The sequence below is a fragment of the Duganella sp. Dugasp78 genome, from assembly GCF_059491455.1.
This window is the reverse complement of sequence record NZ_CP168506.1, coordinates 733,412-746,646: the sequence shown is the minus strand read 5'-3', so window position 1 is coordinate 746,646 and position 13,235 is coordinate 733,412. Positions and strand designations below refer to the sequence as shown.

General features: G+C 63.1%; 11 protein-coding genes. 8 read left to right on the top strand and 3 right to left on the bottom strand.

The genetic code is table 11. The features are described 5' to 3' along the window. The first annotated feature begins 16 nt into the window (after positions 1-16). From ACEN9O_RS03240 to ACEN9O_RS03220, 5 genes are all read left to right on the top strand, one after another. Positions 17-1,492 (top strand): adenosine deaminase family protein, encoded by a 1,476-nt coding sequence (locus ACEN9O_RS03240; protein WP_495616218.1) that lies wholly within the window; start codon positions 17-19, stop codon positions 1,490-1,492. Positions 1,493-2,086: 594 nt separating this feature from the next. Beyond that, on the top strand, positions 2,087-4,480 hold the full coding sequence (locus tag ACEN9O_RS03235; protein ID WP_495616217.1) for a TonB-dependent receptor: 2,394 nt from the start codon (positions 2,087-2,089) through the stop codon (positions 4,478-4,480). A 173-nt stretch (positions 4,481-4,653) separates the two neighbouring features. After that, positions 4,654-6,381 (top strand): bifunctional metallophosphatase/5'-nucleotidase, encoded by a 1,728-nt coding sequence (locus ACEN9O_RS03230; RefSeq protein WP_495616216.1) that lies wholly within the window; start codon positions 4,654-4,656, stop codon positions 6,379-6,381. An 8-nt stretch (positions 6,382-6,389) separates the two neighbouring features. Continuing rightward, entirely contained in the window at positions 6,390-7,616 is a 1,227-nt protein-coding gene (locus ACEN9O_RS03225) for a phospholipase D-like domain-containing protein (RefSeq protein ID WP_495616215.1), read from the top strand. Continuing rightward, on the top strand, positions 7,613-8,692 hold the full coding sequence (locus ACEN9O_RS03220) for a S1/P1 nuclease (RefSeq protein ID WP_495616214.1): 1,080 nt from the start codon (positions 7,613-7,615) through the stop codon (positions 8,690-8,692). Before ACEN9O_RS03225 ends, ACEN9O_RS03220 begins: the two co-directional genes overlap by 4 nt. 105 nt (positions 8,693-8,797) lie before the next feature. Here ACEN9O_RS03220 and ACEN9O_RS03215 read toward each other — a convergent pair whose 3' ends face one another. Continuing rightward, a complete protein-coding gene (locus tag ACEN9O_RS03215) occupies positions 8,798-9,694 on the bottom strand; it encodes a hypothetical protein (RefSeq protein ID WP_495616213.1) in 897 nt (298 codons plus the stop codon). 197 nt (positions 9,695-9,891) lie between these two features. Here ACEN9O_RS03215 and ACEN9O_RS03210 point away from each other — a divergent pair, with 197 nt between their 5' ends. Then, a complete protein-coding gene (locus tag ACEN9O_RS03210; RefSeq protein WP_495616212.1) occupies positions 9,892-10,461 on the top strand; it encodes a hypothetical protein in 570 nt (189 codons plus the stop codon). Between the two features lie 5 nt (positions 10,462-10,466). Here the strand turns inward: ACEN9O_RS03210 and ACEN9O_RS03205 are convergent, their stop codons facing one another. Further along, positions 10,467-11,237, bottom strand: coding sequence for a DeoR/GlpR family DNA-binding transcription regulator (locus tag ACEN9O_RS03205; protein WP_495618420.1), 771 nt, complete (start codon positions 11,235-11,237; stop codon positions 10,467-10,469). Between the two features lie 76 nt (positions 11,238-11,313). Here ACEN9O_RS03205 and ACEN9O_RS03200 point away from each other — a divergent pair, with 76 nt between their 5' ends. Further along, positions 11,314-11,889 (top strand): NUDIX domain-containing protein, encoded by a 576-nt coding sequence (locus ACEN9O_RS03200; protein ID WP_495616211.1) that lies wholly within the window; start codon positions 11,314-11,316, stop codon positions 11,887-11,889. A 10-nt stretch (positions 11,890-11,899) separates the two neighbouring features. Then, positions 11,900-12,259 carry a c-type cytochrome gene (locus ACEN9O_RS03195; RefSeq protein ID WP_495616210.1) on the top strand — a complete coding sequence of 120 codons (360 nt, stop codon included), beginning with the start codon at positions 11,900-11,902 and terminating at the stop codon, positions 12,257-12,259. Here the strand turns inward: ACEN9O_RS03195 and ACEN9O_RS03190 are convergent, their stop codons facing one another. After that, positions 12,260-13,231, bottom strand: a complete 972-nt coding sequence (locus ACEN9O_RS03190; RefSeq protein WP_495616209.1) for an ABC transporter permease — start codon at positions 13,229-13,231, stop codon at positions 12,260-12,262. Positions 13,232-13,235: the final 4 nt, after the last annotated feature.

Below are 13,235 nucleotides of genomic sequence, written 5' to 3'. Positions count from 1 at the left end.
TCACATTGGAAGACTCATGCAAAAAAATATCGCCAGCCTGAAGGCCGCCGCCATTGCCGCCGCCCTGTTCTGCGCCTTGCCGCACGGCGCACAGGCAGCCAGCAATGAAGAGATCACCAAGCGCCAGTTCGCGGCGCTGGTGGCGGGCCCGGAGCCCAAGACGGCCGAGCTGACGATGTTCCTGACCATGATGCCCAAGGGCGGTGACCTGCACCACCACTATTCGGGCGCGATCTACGCCGAGCAGTATCTGGAGTGGGTGGACAAGGAAGGCTACTGCGTCAACAAGAACACCTACCAGATCGACACCAACAAGGCCGACACCAGCGCCGAGCAGGCCAAGCCGCTGGCGGACCGCGTCTGCCTGTCCGGCCAGGACGTGATGAACAATAACGCCGTGCTGGCAAACCTGCTGCAGCGCTGGGCCGACAAGGACTTCTACAACCACGGCGCGCTGCAATCGCCGCCGGACCGCCAGTTCTTCGACACCTTCGGCTACTTCAACGCGGTGGCCTCGACCAACGCGGCTGATGGCCTGCACCGCCTGAAGCAGCGCGCCATCCAGGAAAACCTCAGCTACATCGAGACCATCTATGAGATCGCGCCGATGGCGCAGGACGCCGCGTTCGACCAGAAGGCGGCCGCCGGCACCATCACCGACGCCGACCTGGCCAGCTACGCCGCCACGCTGGAGACCAACAGCGCGTTCCAGGGCTGGATCGCCTCCTATCTGCAAAATGTGGACACCGCCGGCGCCGGCATCGACGACGCCAACTTCACGCTGCGTTACCAGCCGTTCGCGCTGCGCTTCCTGACGCCGTCGCAGGTGTTTTCGCAGATGGTGTCGAGCTTCAAACTGGCGCTGGCGAATCCGAAAATCGTCGGCGTGAACATCGTCGGCCAGGAGAGCGTCAACGTCTCGATGCACGACTATGCGCTGCACATGCAGATGTATAAATTCCTGAAATCCAAACATCCAGGCGTGAAGCTGGCGCTGCATGCGGGCGAGCTGGCGCTGGGCGTGGTGCCGCCGGAAGGCCTGACCTTCCATATCAAGGACGCCATCGACGTCGCCGGCGCCAGCCGCATCGGCCACGGCATCGATATCGCCCACGAAACGGACTCGCTGGCGATCATGAAAAAAATGCGCGACAAGCAGATCGCCGTCGAGGTCAACCTGACCAGCAATCAGTTCATCCTGGGCGTCAAGGGCGAGGCCCACCCGGTGACCCTGTACCGCAAATACGGCGTGCCGTTCGTGCTGTCGACCGACGATGCCGGCGTGTCGCGCAACAACCTGTCCGGCGAATATGTGCTGTACGCCGCCCGCTACAAGCCGGACTATGCCGAGATCAAGAAACTGTCTTACGACAGCATCCGCTATTCCTTCCTGGCTGATGCCGATAAACAACGCTTGTTGAAGGCTTTGGACGGCAAATTCGCCAAATTCGAAGCCGCCATCGCCACCGCGCCGATCGCCAAGGGCCGCTGAGCACATGACCACGGCCGCCGCGGATGTTGCGTTGCCGCGACGGGAGTACTAGTGCTACTGATCTAAATTTTCCTCAGGCCGCCTTCCGGGCGGCTTGTCACATTTGTCACGCTCCCACGAGGGTGTGGCAACATTGCGACAAAATCAGGCTTGCGCGCACCAGTTTTGGGCATTCCCTGCGTGAAAATATTTCAAGTGGTGCACAGCCCGCTATAATGCTCCCCTTAAAGATGCGCCTCGCTTACAGAGCGAAACCCGCGCGGTTCAGCGCCCCATTTATATCGCGTTCATATAAATCCCTAAAGTAAATCGTATTTGTCACGCATTTTTTGCTGATGCATAGTTGTTTGAGATGCTTCCAAACTGCCAACTTTGTTGGCGTTTCGAGGGTGTTGCATGCAAATGTCAGTCAGGCAAGTCAGTGGCAGTCTGATCACCTGACTTCTTGTCATGTTGATGAAATATTTACTGGTTACAATTTTGTGATGTCATGGGCACATTGTGTCAAGAATGTGACTGCAGGCCATAAGCCCGTCCGGTCCGAGGCATCTTAAAACACAATAAATTTTTTTACATAAACTGGGAGTTCCTTTAATGCAATCCGCCGTTAAACACAATCCGACGCTACGTCTGAGCCTGGTCGCTCTGGCCTGCCAGATGGTCTGCATGGGTGCCGCGTTCGCACAGTCCGACGCCGCCCCTGCCGCCAAGCCAGTCACCGAAACCGTGACCATCACCGGTCGCAAAGTCGGTATGGGCCTGATGGTGCAGGAAGATGTGCCAAAAGCTCGCTCGACCGTTACCGCTGAGGAACTGGCGAAACAGCGTCCTACCGGCAACGCCTACGACGCTCTGGCCCTGCTGCCAGCAGTGAACACCTACAGCTACGACGCCACCGGCCTGTTCGGCGGCGGTCTGACCCTGCGCGGCTTCAACAGCGACCAGATCGGTGCGACCATTAACGGCGTTCCAGTGAACGACTCCGGTAACTTCGCCGTGTTCCCACAAGAATACGTCGACCAGGAAAACACCTGCACCACCTTCGTGACCCAGGGTTCGACCGACGTCGACTCCCCACAGGTAGGCGCCACCGGCGGTAACTTCGGCATCACCACCTGCGAACCAGAAGACGCCAAGCGCTTCCGCGTCGCCCAGACCCTGGGTACGCTGAGCATGTTCAAAACCTATATGCGCTACGACACCGGCCGCTTCTGGGACAACAAGGCCAAGGTCTTCGTCTCGGTATCGCAAGCCAAGTCGGACAAGTGGAAAGGCGCCGGCGAAGCCAATCGCAAGCACATGGACATCGGCTTCAACTACGACTGGGATCGTTTCAACTACATCCACGGTACCGTGTTGTACAACCGCGCCGTCAACAACAACTTCAGCACCTTCAACCTGGCTGACCTGGCGAAGAACGGCTACCACTACGACTACAGCACCAGCTTCATCGGTCACGCTGCGCCTAGCCCAGGCAAGGCCGTGAGCGATCCGGCGCAGGCCAATGCCGACTCCTACTACAAGCTGTCGCTGAACCCGTTCGAGAACGTGATCGCTTCGGCAACCGCCAAGTTCCGCGTCGGCGAAAACACCGACATCAAGATCCTGCCTTACTTCTGGTACGGCTACGGCACCGGCGGCGTGCAGCAGAAGCTGCAACAGGAAAATGCCTTCCTGAACACCACCACCGGCAAGTTCACCGGCGTCGACCTGAACGGCGACGGCGACACCCTGGACAAGGTCTGGGTGTACAGCGGTTCGATCACCCGTACCCAGCGTCCTGGCGTTTCGGTTTCCGTGACCCACAACTGGGACAACCACCAGATCCTGGCGGGCTTCTGGTACGAGCGCGCGACCCACAAGCAAACCGGCCCGATGGAAAAAATCGGCGCCAACGGCGAGCCTACCGACATCTGGCTGCGTGACGGCCTGGTCACCCGTCCTGACGGTTCGCTGTACGAATCGCGCGACTGGAAGAGCATCTCCACCGCGTTCCAGGGCTTCATCCAGGACACCGCCACCTTCATCGACGACAAGCTGACCGTCAACGTCGGCCTGCGCACCCCGCACGTCAAGCGTGATTTCACCAACTACGCGAACGAAGGCAACAGCCAGACCTCGCCGAACTCGGGCGTCACCTACAACTACAACAAGACCTACTCGACGCTGCTGCCGCAGTTGGGTCTGCGTTATCGCATCACCAACGACGACCAGCTGTTCGCCAGCCTGGCCAAGAACATGAAGGCGCCACCTAACTTCGTGTACTCGACCACCAACGGCAACCTGTCGCTGATCAACAACCTGCCGACCCTGCTGGGCGACGTGCGCCAGGAAACCTCGATGAACCTGGACATGGGCTACCGTCACCAGACGGCCGCCATCACCACCCAGGCCACCATCTTCTTCAGCGACTTCAAGGATCGCCAGGCAACCGCCTTCGACCCGAACTCGCAGACCTCCACGCTGACCAACGTCGGCAAGGTGAAGAACAAGGGCTTCGAAATTGAAGCGGGTAACACCCCGGTCAACGGCTGGTCGTTCTACGCTTCGCTGGGTTACAGCAGCAGCGAGATCCAGGAAAACCTGCAGGCCGGCAAAGGCATCTACCTGCCAACCAAGGGCAACCAGTTCCCACTGACCCCGAAATGGAAGGGCGGCCTGTCGGCTTCGTATGAAACCAACAGCTGGTACACCCGTCTGAAAGCCAAAGTCACCAGCACCCAGCAGGCGACCCTGACCAACGACGAACTGGTTCCTGGCTACACCACCGTCGACTTCGACGCTGGCTACCAGTTCCCAAGCGGCGAATTCTTCAAGAATCCAAAGCTGACCCTGAACGTGTCGAACCTGCTGGACCGCGAATATCGCAATCCATCGTCGCAGTCGGTGACCAACGCCACCGCCTACCCAGGCGTGACGGCGAAGGGCGTGTTCTACTACCTGGGCGCTCCGCGCGCTGTGTCGGCTACGCTGCGCGTCGACTTCTAAGTTAAGATACCGGTCTGGTCTTTGTGCCAGACCTGATCTGACCGGCAGGCCTTCGGGCCTGTTGTCGTTTTCGGGCCGGATTGTCGATCGATCCGGCCATATGCGAGCGCCGCGCGCGACGTTCGCATATGGCCGCCGCCATCAGGGCGGCTGCCGAATTCGGAGCAAGTTAGATGATCAAGTTTTCCCCGGCGGCGCGCGCGCTGCGGCCCGCACTGGCCCTGCCTGCCTGCGCCGCGCTGCTGCTGTCTTCCTGCGCCTGGTTCAAGCCGGCGCTGCCGCCCGGCGTGGCGCAAGTCGAGCTGGTTACGCTGAACGATTTCCACGGCAATATCGAAGCGAGCAAATACGTGCTCGACAGCGCTAACGGCCGCGGCGAACGCACCGTCGTCGCCGGCGGCATCGACACGCTGGGCGCCGCGCTGCAAGCATGGCGCAAGGACGATCCCGAGCTGCTGCTGGTCGGTGCGGGCGACCTGATCGGCGCCAGTCCGGCGATCTCGTCGATGTGGGCCGACGAGCCGACCATCGGCGCGATGGACCTGCTGGGCCTGCGCACCAGCTCGGTCGGCAACCATGAATTCGACGCCGGCCGCGTCGAACTGCTGCGCCAGCAGCAAGGCGGCTGCAAATCGCCGCGCATCGACAAGGCCTGCAAATTCGAGAACCCCTACGGCGGCGCCAGGTTCCAGTACCTGGCCGCCAACGTGGTCGACATGGTGACCAAAAAGCCGCTGCTGCCGGCCTACAAGATCGAGCAGGCGCATGGCGTCAAGATCGGTTTCATCGGCGCGGTGCTGCGCGAGGCGACCGAAAAAGCGCCGGCTTCCGGCATCGCCGGCCTGGACTTCGTCGACGAGGCGGACGCCATCAACCGCCAGCTGCCGGAATTGCGCAAGCAGGGCGTGGGCGTGTTCGTGGTGCTGATCCACCAGGGCGGCCGCACCACCGACAAATTCGACCAGCAGGAATGCAGTAATCTGAAGGGGCCGATTGTCGATGTGGTCAAGCGCCTCGATCCGGCGATCCGGCTGGTGATCAGCGGCCATTCGCACCGCGGCTATCTGTGCCGCGTCGACGGCCGCCTGGTGACGCAGTCGGATATGGGCGGTCATGTCATGTCGCGCATCCGTCTCACCGTCGATACCGCCAGCAATACGCTGCGCGACGTCAGCGCCAAGCAGGAGGTGATGATCCCCGGTACCTGGCCGGCCAATCCGGTGTTGGATGCCTACCTGAAAAAAGTCCGCGACCGCAGCGCTGCCGCACTGGCGCGTCCGGTGGCGGCGCTGGCCGTGCCGAGCGTGCCGCGCGAGAAGCAGGACGACGGCGAATCCGCGCTGGGCGACCTGGTCACCGACGCCACGCTGACGGCGGGCCGTCCATACGGCGCGCAGATCGCCTTCGTCAACAACGGCTCGCTGCGGCATGACCTCGACACCAGCGCCGGCAACCGCGTCAACGTCGGCCAGCTGCTGGCGGCGCTGCCGTACACGAATTCGCTGGTGGTGATGAACCTGCGCGGATCGCAGATCCGCGAACTGCTGGAGCAGCAATGGACTGGCGGCCGCGATATCACGCGCGGCCTGCTGCAGGTGTCGGATGGCTTCAGCTACGTATGGGATCCGCGCCGCGGCGAGGGCGGCAAGGTGGTGCCCGACAGCTTGATGCTGCACGGCGTGCCGATCGAGAACGGCACCACGTACCGTGTGGTGGTCAACAACTTCCTGGCCGAGGGCGGCGACGCTTTCCCGGCCTTCGCCCAGGGCAGCAACCGTGCCGAGACCAATATCCGCGACATCGACGCGCTGACCGATTACCTGACCCAGCGCGAGCAGTACGGCAAGCCGGCCGGCCGCAGTGAAACCCAGGGCCGCATCAAGCGCCTGCAACAACCCTAGGAGTGACCATGCGTCGCGTTTTACTTTCCATTTTGCTGCCGGCCCTGCTGGTGTCTGCCCTGCCTGCGCGCGCCGAGTTTTCGATACCCGGCTTTGAACTGGTGCAGACCGCGCCGGTGGAAACCTCGCTCCACAGCAGCGACCTGCGCGACCCGGCCACCGTATGGAGCGAGTTGTTCGACGGCGCGAAAAGCGAGATCGTGCTGGGCCAGTTCTATGTGGTCGGCCACGAGGGTAGTGTCTTCAACAAGGTGGTGGAGCATCTGGCGGCGGCCGGCAAGCGCGGCGTCAAGATCCGCTTCCTGCTGGACCAGAAGGGCGTGGGCCTGTCGGACAAAGCCACCATCGAGCAGCTGAAGGCGATCCCGAACCTGGAGCTGCGCATCATCGATTTCAATAAGCTGACCGGCAACGGCATCCTGCACGCCAAGTACATGGTGGTCGACGGCGCCGTCGCCTACGTCGGCAGCCAGAACTTCGACTGGCGCTCGTTCGAGCATATCCACGAAACCGGCTTGCGCATCACCGATGCGAAGATCGTCGGTCAGGTGCAGGCAGTGTTCAACCAGGACTGGCGCGCGCAGGCGATCACCACGCAGGGCCTGGTGGCGCCGGCGCTGAACGTCAAGGCGACCACGCCGGATATTCATCAGGGCACCTTCCTGCTGTCGAGTCCTCTCCAGTTCAACCCGGCCGGCGTCGGCGATTCCGAGGCGGGCCTGCCGGCATTGCTGGCGGAGGCCAAGAGCGAGGTGCGGGTGCAGGTGCTGGATTACGCGCCGCTGAGCTACGGCCCGAAAGGCACGCGTCCGTACTACGCCGTGATCGACAACGCGGTGCGCGCTGCCGCCAACCGCGGCGTCAAGATCAAGCTGATGGTGTCGAACTGGAACCTGGAAGAACCGGCGCTGGTCTACCTGAAAAGCCTGGCCGTGCTGCCCAACGTGGAGATCCGCGTGGTCACGCTGCCGACCGCCAGCAGCGGCTTCATTCCGTTTGCGCGCGTCATCCACAGCAAGACCATGGTGATCGACAACCGGGTGGCCTGGGTCGGCACCAGCAACTGGAGCGGCGGCTATATGGACTTGTCGCGCAACCTGGAAGTGGTGATGCGCAACGAGAAGATGGCGCTGCGCCTGGCCGCGCTGCACGAGCAGACCTGGAGCTCGCCGTATGCGCAGCCGCTGGACATCAACAAGACGTATGCTAAACCCGTCAAAGGCAGCCCGGAATGAAGAAGCTAGCTTTAACTGTGGCGCTGAGCGGTGCCTTCGTTTCCTTCAATGCCCACGCATGGGGCAATGACGGCCACCGCGCCGTCGGCGCCATTGCGGACCAGCTGATCCAGGGCAGCAATGCCGAGCAGCGCGTGAAGGCCTTGCTGCTGCCGGGCGAGAGCCTGGAAAAAATCTCCACCTGGGCCGATTGCGTCAAGGGCACGTATTGCGGTCCGCTGAGCGAGGAGATGACGGCCTACGTCGCCGCCAATCCGCAGCACAGCACCTACCACTACACCGACGTGCCGTTCCAGAACGCGCACTACCACGACCACGACGCCGGCACCGCCGACGACGATATCGTGCAGACGCTGAAGCAGTGCATCGCCACCTTGCAGGGCAAGGGCGACAAGATCAGCAACCCGCACAACTTCACGCCGCGCCAGGCGCTGCTGATCCTCACCCATCTGGCGGGCGACGTGGTGCAACCGCTGCACGTGGGCGCGGCGTATGTGGACAGGAACGGTGCTTTTGTGGTGCCGCAGAAGCAGGCGCAGATCGACGCGGTCCATATGTACGACGCGCGCGGCGGCAATGATCTGCTGCTGGACGATATCAAGTTAAGCGCCATCAGCGCGCAGCTGATACCGGCCGCGCCGGCGGAGGCCAAGCCGGCCGCGCAGGTCACCGCGCCAGGCACGCCGCCGCGCGCCCCGCAGACCACGCGGCCCTTCCATTCGTACTGGGACACCACGGTGGTGAACTACGTGTTCCGCCGCGTCGGCGCGCGTTCGCCGCAGGAGTTTGCGCAGCTGGCCATCGCCAGCAAGCCGGCGGTGGACGTCTACAGCGGCGATCCGATCAGCTGGCCGTATGCCTGGGCCGACCAGTCGCTGGCCGTGGCCAAGCTGGCGCACACTGGCGTGACGGCCGGCGCCATCGGACAGCAGACCAGCAAGAACGGCGAGGTCTTTAACGTCTGGGCGCTGGCGGTGCCGGACGATTATCCGGTCCCCAGTTCGGCCGCCGCCAAGGCGCAGCTGATCCAGGGCGGCTACAACCTGGCCGCCGTGCTCAAGGCGATCTGGCCGTAGGCTGGGCTTTACCCCGCACGGCCAGGCTGGGGTCAGACCCCATCGGGGTCAGACCCCTATGTGGCGAAGCATACTTTGCCACTTGGGAGCAAGGGGTTCCGCCTTTCACTTGCCGGCGAGGGGATTGAACCAGAGCTCGCCGCGCGCCAGCGGCGTCTGCGGCGTCAGCTTGGGATTGGCGAGCTGGATCACGCGGCGCTTGTGCATGGCGGTGCTCTTGATCAGGTCGCCCTTGTAGCGCTCGAACAGCGCGTTCAGCGTGCCGTCCTTGATCATCATCTCCATGCCCGCCTCGATGCGTTTGGCCAGCAGCTTGCCCTCGGCGTCGCGTCGCACGAAGAAGTAGCGCGGCAGCGGATAGTGCAGCAGCAGCGTTTGTTCCACCGCCATTTTCGGATGGGCGTCGTGCCGCTCCTGGAACTCGCGCAGCGCTTCGTCGGCCGAGCGCGGATAGAAATCGAAGCGGCCCATATCCAGCATGGCGAACAGACCGTCGTAGCTGCTGCCTTCCACCACCTTCACGCCGGCTTTTTCGAAGACGGGGATATCGGCCCAGCCCTGGCCCAGGCCTGCGCTCAGGCGGCGCAAGTCGGCGATGGTCCTGACCTTGGCGAAGCGTTCTTGGTCGGCGCCGCGTATCAGCAGCAGCCGGTAGCCTAGCAGGCCGCGGTCGACCGGCAGCCGCACCGGCATGAACTGGCGCTCCAGTTCCGGCGAAGTGGCGCGGACGAAGATGTTAATGCGTCCCGACGGCGACGTCATTTCCTGCACAATGCGCGGCGGCGACATCGCCACGTTCGACTGGTGTTGTTCAAATACGCCGTAGCGTGGGGTGGTCTTTTCCAGCGCGGCGCGCAGCACCGCCCAATCGTAGTCGTAGCGGCTGTCGATGCCGTCGCTGGTGAGCGGGTAGGTGAGATGGGTCGCTGCCTGGCACGAGGCTGCGATCATGCTGGACGCCAGCAGCAGCGCGCGCCAAATCCCCCGCAACCTGTAGGCCATGTTCATGCTGCTCATGTTCCGTGAAAAGGCTAGTGTGCCATGCCCAGCGCCACCGCACCAAATTTTTCCGCGCACCGGGACGGTAAAGGATCGGGAACCGGGCGCTTTGGTACCGTTCGTAAGGACTCCGCAGCAAGGGCCACACTCGGCGCGGAATAGCTGTTATGTTTGCAAACTTGTAAATACCGGGAGATCTCATGAAGCGCGTTATTTTTGCCTTGCTGCTTTTACCGCTGATGCCGGTAGCGTTGGCGCAAGAGCGCAGCGACGATTCTTTGGGGCCGCTCACGCACTGTTTTGACGGCAGCAAGTTCAGGGTCGGCTCCAAGGACCGGCTGCCCGCGACAAAAAAATGGCGCCAGGTGGACAGCGCCGACGGCAAAGCCGACGTGTCGACGGACGACGGCTACCGATTGCTGCTCTACACCAGCGGTCCCGATCCGGTGGTGAACCTGAAGCTGGAGCGCGCAGCGCCGGGACGCATCGCCGCGGACCGCGACGCCATCGTCGGCCAGATGCGGTATCTGGTTGCGCACAACCCCAAGGATACCGCGCAGTTCCTCTCGTCGGAGCAGGGCGGCATCGAACACCTGACGGTACGCAAAACATCCTTGGACGGCCACGGCGTCGCCAACATCGAGACCTTGATCCAGCAGCGCACCAGCACCGTCGCCACCGCCTACCTGATCGACACCAACCCCGCTGGCTTCGAAGCGCTGCGTGGCGAGTTCCTGTCGCTGCTGTCGGCTTGCATCGAGAAGCAGTAGGCGCATCAGGGCGCCAGCACTACCTCGATGCCCAGTTCTCGGTAGGGCGCCAGCAGCGCGGCGGGCACGCCGGCATTGACCACGATCGCGCCGATGCGCTCCAGCGGCGCGATCTGGAACGGCGAGGCGGTGTCGAGTTTTTCGGGCGATGCCAGCACCACCGTCTTCATCGACGCCGCAGCGATGGCGCGCTTGATGCCGGCTTCCTCATAGTCGCCGGTGCTGATGCCATGCTGCGGATGCAGGCTGCACACGCCCATGAAGAAGATATCGGTGCGGATCTGCGCGATGGCTTCCAGCGCGGAAGGCCCCATCGTCACGATGGAGTGCTTGAACAGGCGGCCGCCGATCAGGATCACCTCGATCAAGGGATGCTCGGCCAGCTCCACCGCGATGCTTGGGCTGTGCGTGACCACGGTGCAGCGCAGCGCCGGCGGCAGCGCGCGCGCCAGCTGGACGGCGGTGGTGCCGCCATCGATGAAGACCACTTGTCCCGGCGCGATCATGGCCGCCGCCGCGCGGGCAATGGCGGGCTTGGCCTCGCTGGAGAGCTGCTGGCGCTGGGCGAAGTTGCCCATCGCCGGCGAGGCGGGCAGCTCGAGCGGCAGCGCGCCGCCGTGCACCCGTTGCAGCAGGCCTTCCGCCGCCAGTTCGCGCAGGTCGCGGCGGATGGTGTCTTCCGATAGTCCCAGCTCCTCGCTGAGCGATTTGGCGACGATCTGGCCGTCCTGTTTCAGACGGGCGATCAGCAGTTCTTTGCGTTGGCGTGTCAGCATATGCATGAATTTTCTTGATATTGCACGATATTGCATGATATCGTAAAAATACGCAACCATCATCAAGGAGTCAGACATGCCCGAAGACCGCATCCGCATCCACAAAGTGGAAACCCTGTCCGACGACTGGTTCCTGCTGCAAAAGACCACCTTCGACTACCGCCGCAACGACGGCAGCTGGCAGCGCCAGACGCGCGAGACCTACGACCGGGGCCACGGCGCCACCATCCTGCTGTACAACCGTGAGCTGCGCACGGTGGTACTGGTGCGGCAGTTCCGCTTTCCCACCTACGGCAACGGCCATGACGGCTTCCTGATCGAAGCTGCCGCCGGCTTGCTGGACCAGGCAAGTCCGGAGGAGCGCATCAAGGCCGAGGTGGAGGAGGAAACCGGCTATCGCGTAAGCGAGGTGCGCAAGGTGTTCGAGGCATTCATGAGTCCCGGCTCGGTGACGGAGCGGCTGTACTTCTTCGTCGCCGAATACGATCCCGCCTCGCGCATCGGCAGCGGCGGCGGCATCGAGGAAGAGGGCGAGGATATCGAAGTGCTGGAGCTGACGATGAAGCAGGCGATGCAGATGATGGCCGACGGCCGCATCGCCGACGGCAAGACCATCATGCTGCTGCAATACGCCGCGCTGCATCTGCTGTAAAGTGGCATGTATGAAGACATACTTTTTACTTGTGTTGCTGGCCGCCGGCCAGGCTGCGGCGGCGGGCGATGCCAAGGTGGGCGAGGTGCTGTTCAAGCGCTGCGCCTCCTGCCATCAGGTCGGGCCTTACGCGCAGGGCGGCTTCGGGCCGCAGCTGAACGGCATCATCGGCCGCCGCGCGGCGTCGACCACGGACTACAAGTACTCGGAAGCGATGAAGAAGTCGGGACTGGTATGGGACGAGAAAACGCTGGCCGCATATCTGCGCGCGCCGCACGACGTGGTGCCGGGGACGAGCATGCGCTTCTGGGGAATCAAGGATGAACAGCAGGTTGCCGACCTGCTGTCCTATATGCGCTCGCTGCGTTGATCAGCGCGATTTGACGAACGGCGTACCCAGCGCCTTCGGCGCCACCGACTTGGCCATCAGGCCAGCCAGCACGATCACGGTGACCACGTAAGGCACCATCTGGATCAGCGAACCTGGCAGGCGGCCCACCACCGGCAGGTCCACGCCTTCGATCTGGATCTGCACCGCGCCGAAGAAGCCGAACATCAGGCAGCCGAGGAAGGTGTACACCGGACGCCAGTTACCGAACACCATCGCCGTCAGCGCCAGATAACCAGCACCGGCCGACATATCGCGCAGGAAGAAGCCACTCTGCACGATCGCCAGATAGGCGCCCGAGAACGAGCACAGGACACCGGCGATCAGCATCGCCGCATAGCGCTGGCGCTCGACGCTGACGCCAGCCGCATCGGCCGCATGCGGGTTCTCGCCGCAGGCGCGCAGGCGCAGGCCGAAGCGCGTGTGATACAGCATCCAGTGCACCAGCGGCACCAGCCCGAACGCCAGGTACACCAGCACCGAGTGGCCGCCGATCAGGTGTGCGTACAGCCAGCCGATGAACGGTATGCCTTCCACCGCAGCGCTGCCCGGCAGCACCACGTCGAACAAGCGCGCTTGGCCCAGGTCCGGTGTGCGTCCGCCCTGCTGGAAGAAGAACTGCGCGACCACGAAGGTCAGGCCGCTCATGGCGATGTTGATGGCGATGCCGGCCACCAGCTGGTTGCCCTTCTGCGTGATCGCGACATAGGCTTGCAGCGTCGCCAGCAGCACCGACACCAGCATGCCGGCGGCCACGCCGTACCACGGGTTCTGCGTGGCGAAGGCCACGGCCGCCGAGACGAACGCCGACGCCAGGATCTTGCCTTCGAGGCCGATGTCGATCACGCCCGAACGTTCGGCGAACAGGCCGGCCATGCCGGCGAAAATCAGCACCGGTGCATTGCGTACGGTGGACACCAGGATGCTGCCGATTTGGAGGTCTTCAAAAGTCATGACG

Bases quoted from the DNA above. Each gene is read 5' to 3' on its own strand.
- ACEN9O_RS03240 (WP_495616218.1), top strand. From the start codon at position 17: ATGCAAAAAAATATCGCCAGCCTGAAGGCCGCCGCCATTGCCGCCGCC.
- ACEN9O_RS03235 (WP_495616217.1), top strand. From the start codon at position 2,087: ATGCAATCCGCCGTTAAACACAATCCGACGCTACGTCTGAGCCTGGTC.
- ACEN9O_RS03230 (WP_495616216.1), top strand. From the start codon at position 4,654: ATGATCAAGTTTTCCCCGGCGGCGCGCGCGCTGCGGCCCGCACTGGCC.
- ACEN9O_RS03225 (WP_495616215.1), top strand. From the start codon at position 6,390: ATGCGTCGCGTTTTACTTTCCATTTTGCTGCCGGCCCTGCTGGTGTCT.
- ACEN9O_RS03220 (WP_495616214.1), top strand. From the start codon at position 7,613: ATGAAGAAGCTAGCTTTAACTGTGGCGCTGAGCGGTGCCTTCGTTTCC.
- ACEN9O_RS03215 (WP_495616213.1), bottom strand. From the start codon at position 9,694: ATGGCCTACAGGTTGCGGGGGATTTGGCGCGCGCTGCTGCTGGCGTCC.
- ACEN9O_RS03210 (WP_495616212.1), top strand. From the start codon at position 9,892: ATGAAGCGCGTTATTTTTGCCTTGCTGCTTTTACCGCTGATGCCGGTA.
- ACEN9O_RS03205 (WP_495618420.1), bottom strand. From the start codon at position 11,237: ATGCTGACACGCCAACGCAAAGAACTGCTGATCGCCCGTCTGAAACAG.
- ACEN9O_RS03200 (WP_495616211.1), top strand. From the start codon at position 11,314: ATGCCCGAAGACCGCATCCGCATCCACAAAGTGGAAACCCTGTCCGAC.
- ACEN9O_RS03195 (WP_495616210.1), top strand. From the start codon at position 11,900: ATGAAGACATACTTTTTACTTGTGTTGCTGGCCGCCGGCCAGGCTGCG.
- ACEN9O_RS03190 (WP_495616209.1), bottom strand. From the start codon at position 13,231: ATGACTTTTGAAGACCTCCAAATCGGCAGCATCCTGGTGTCCACCGTA.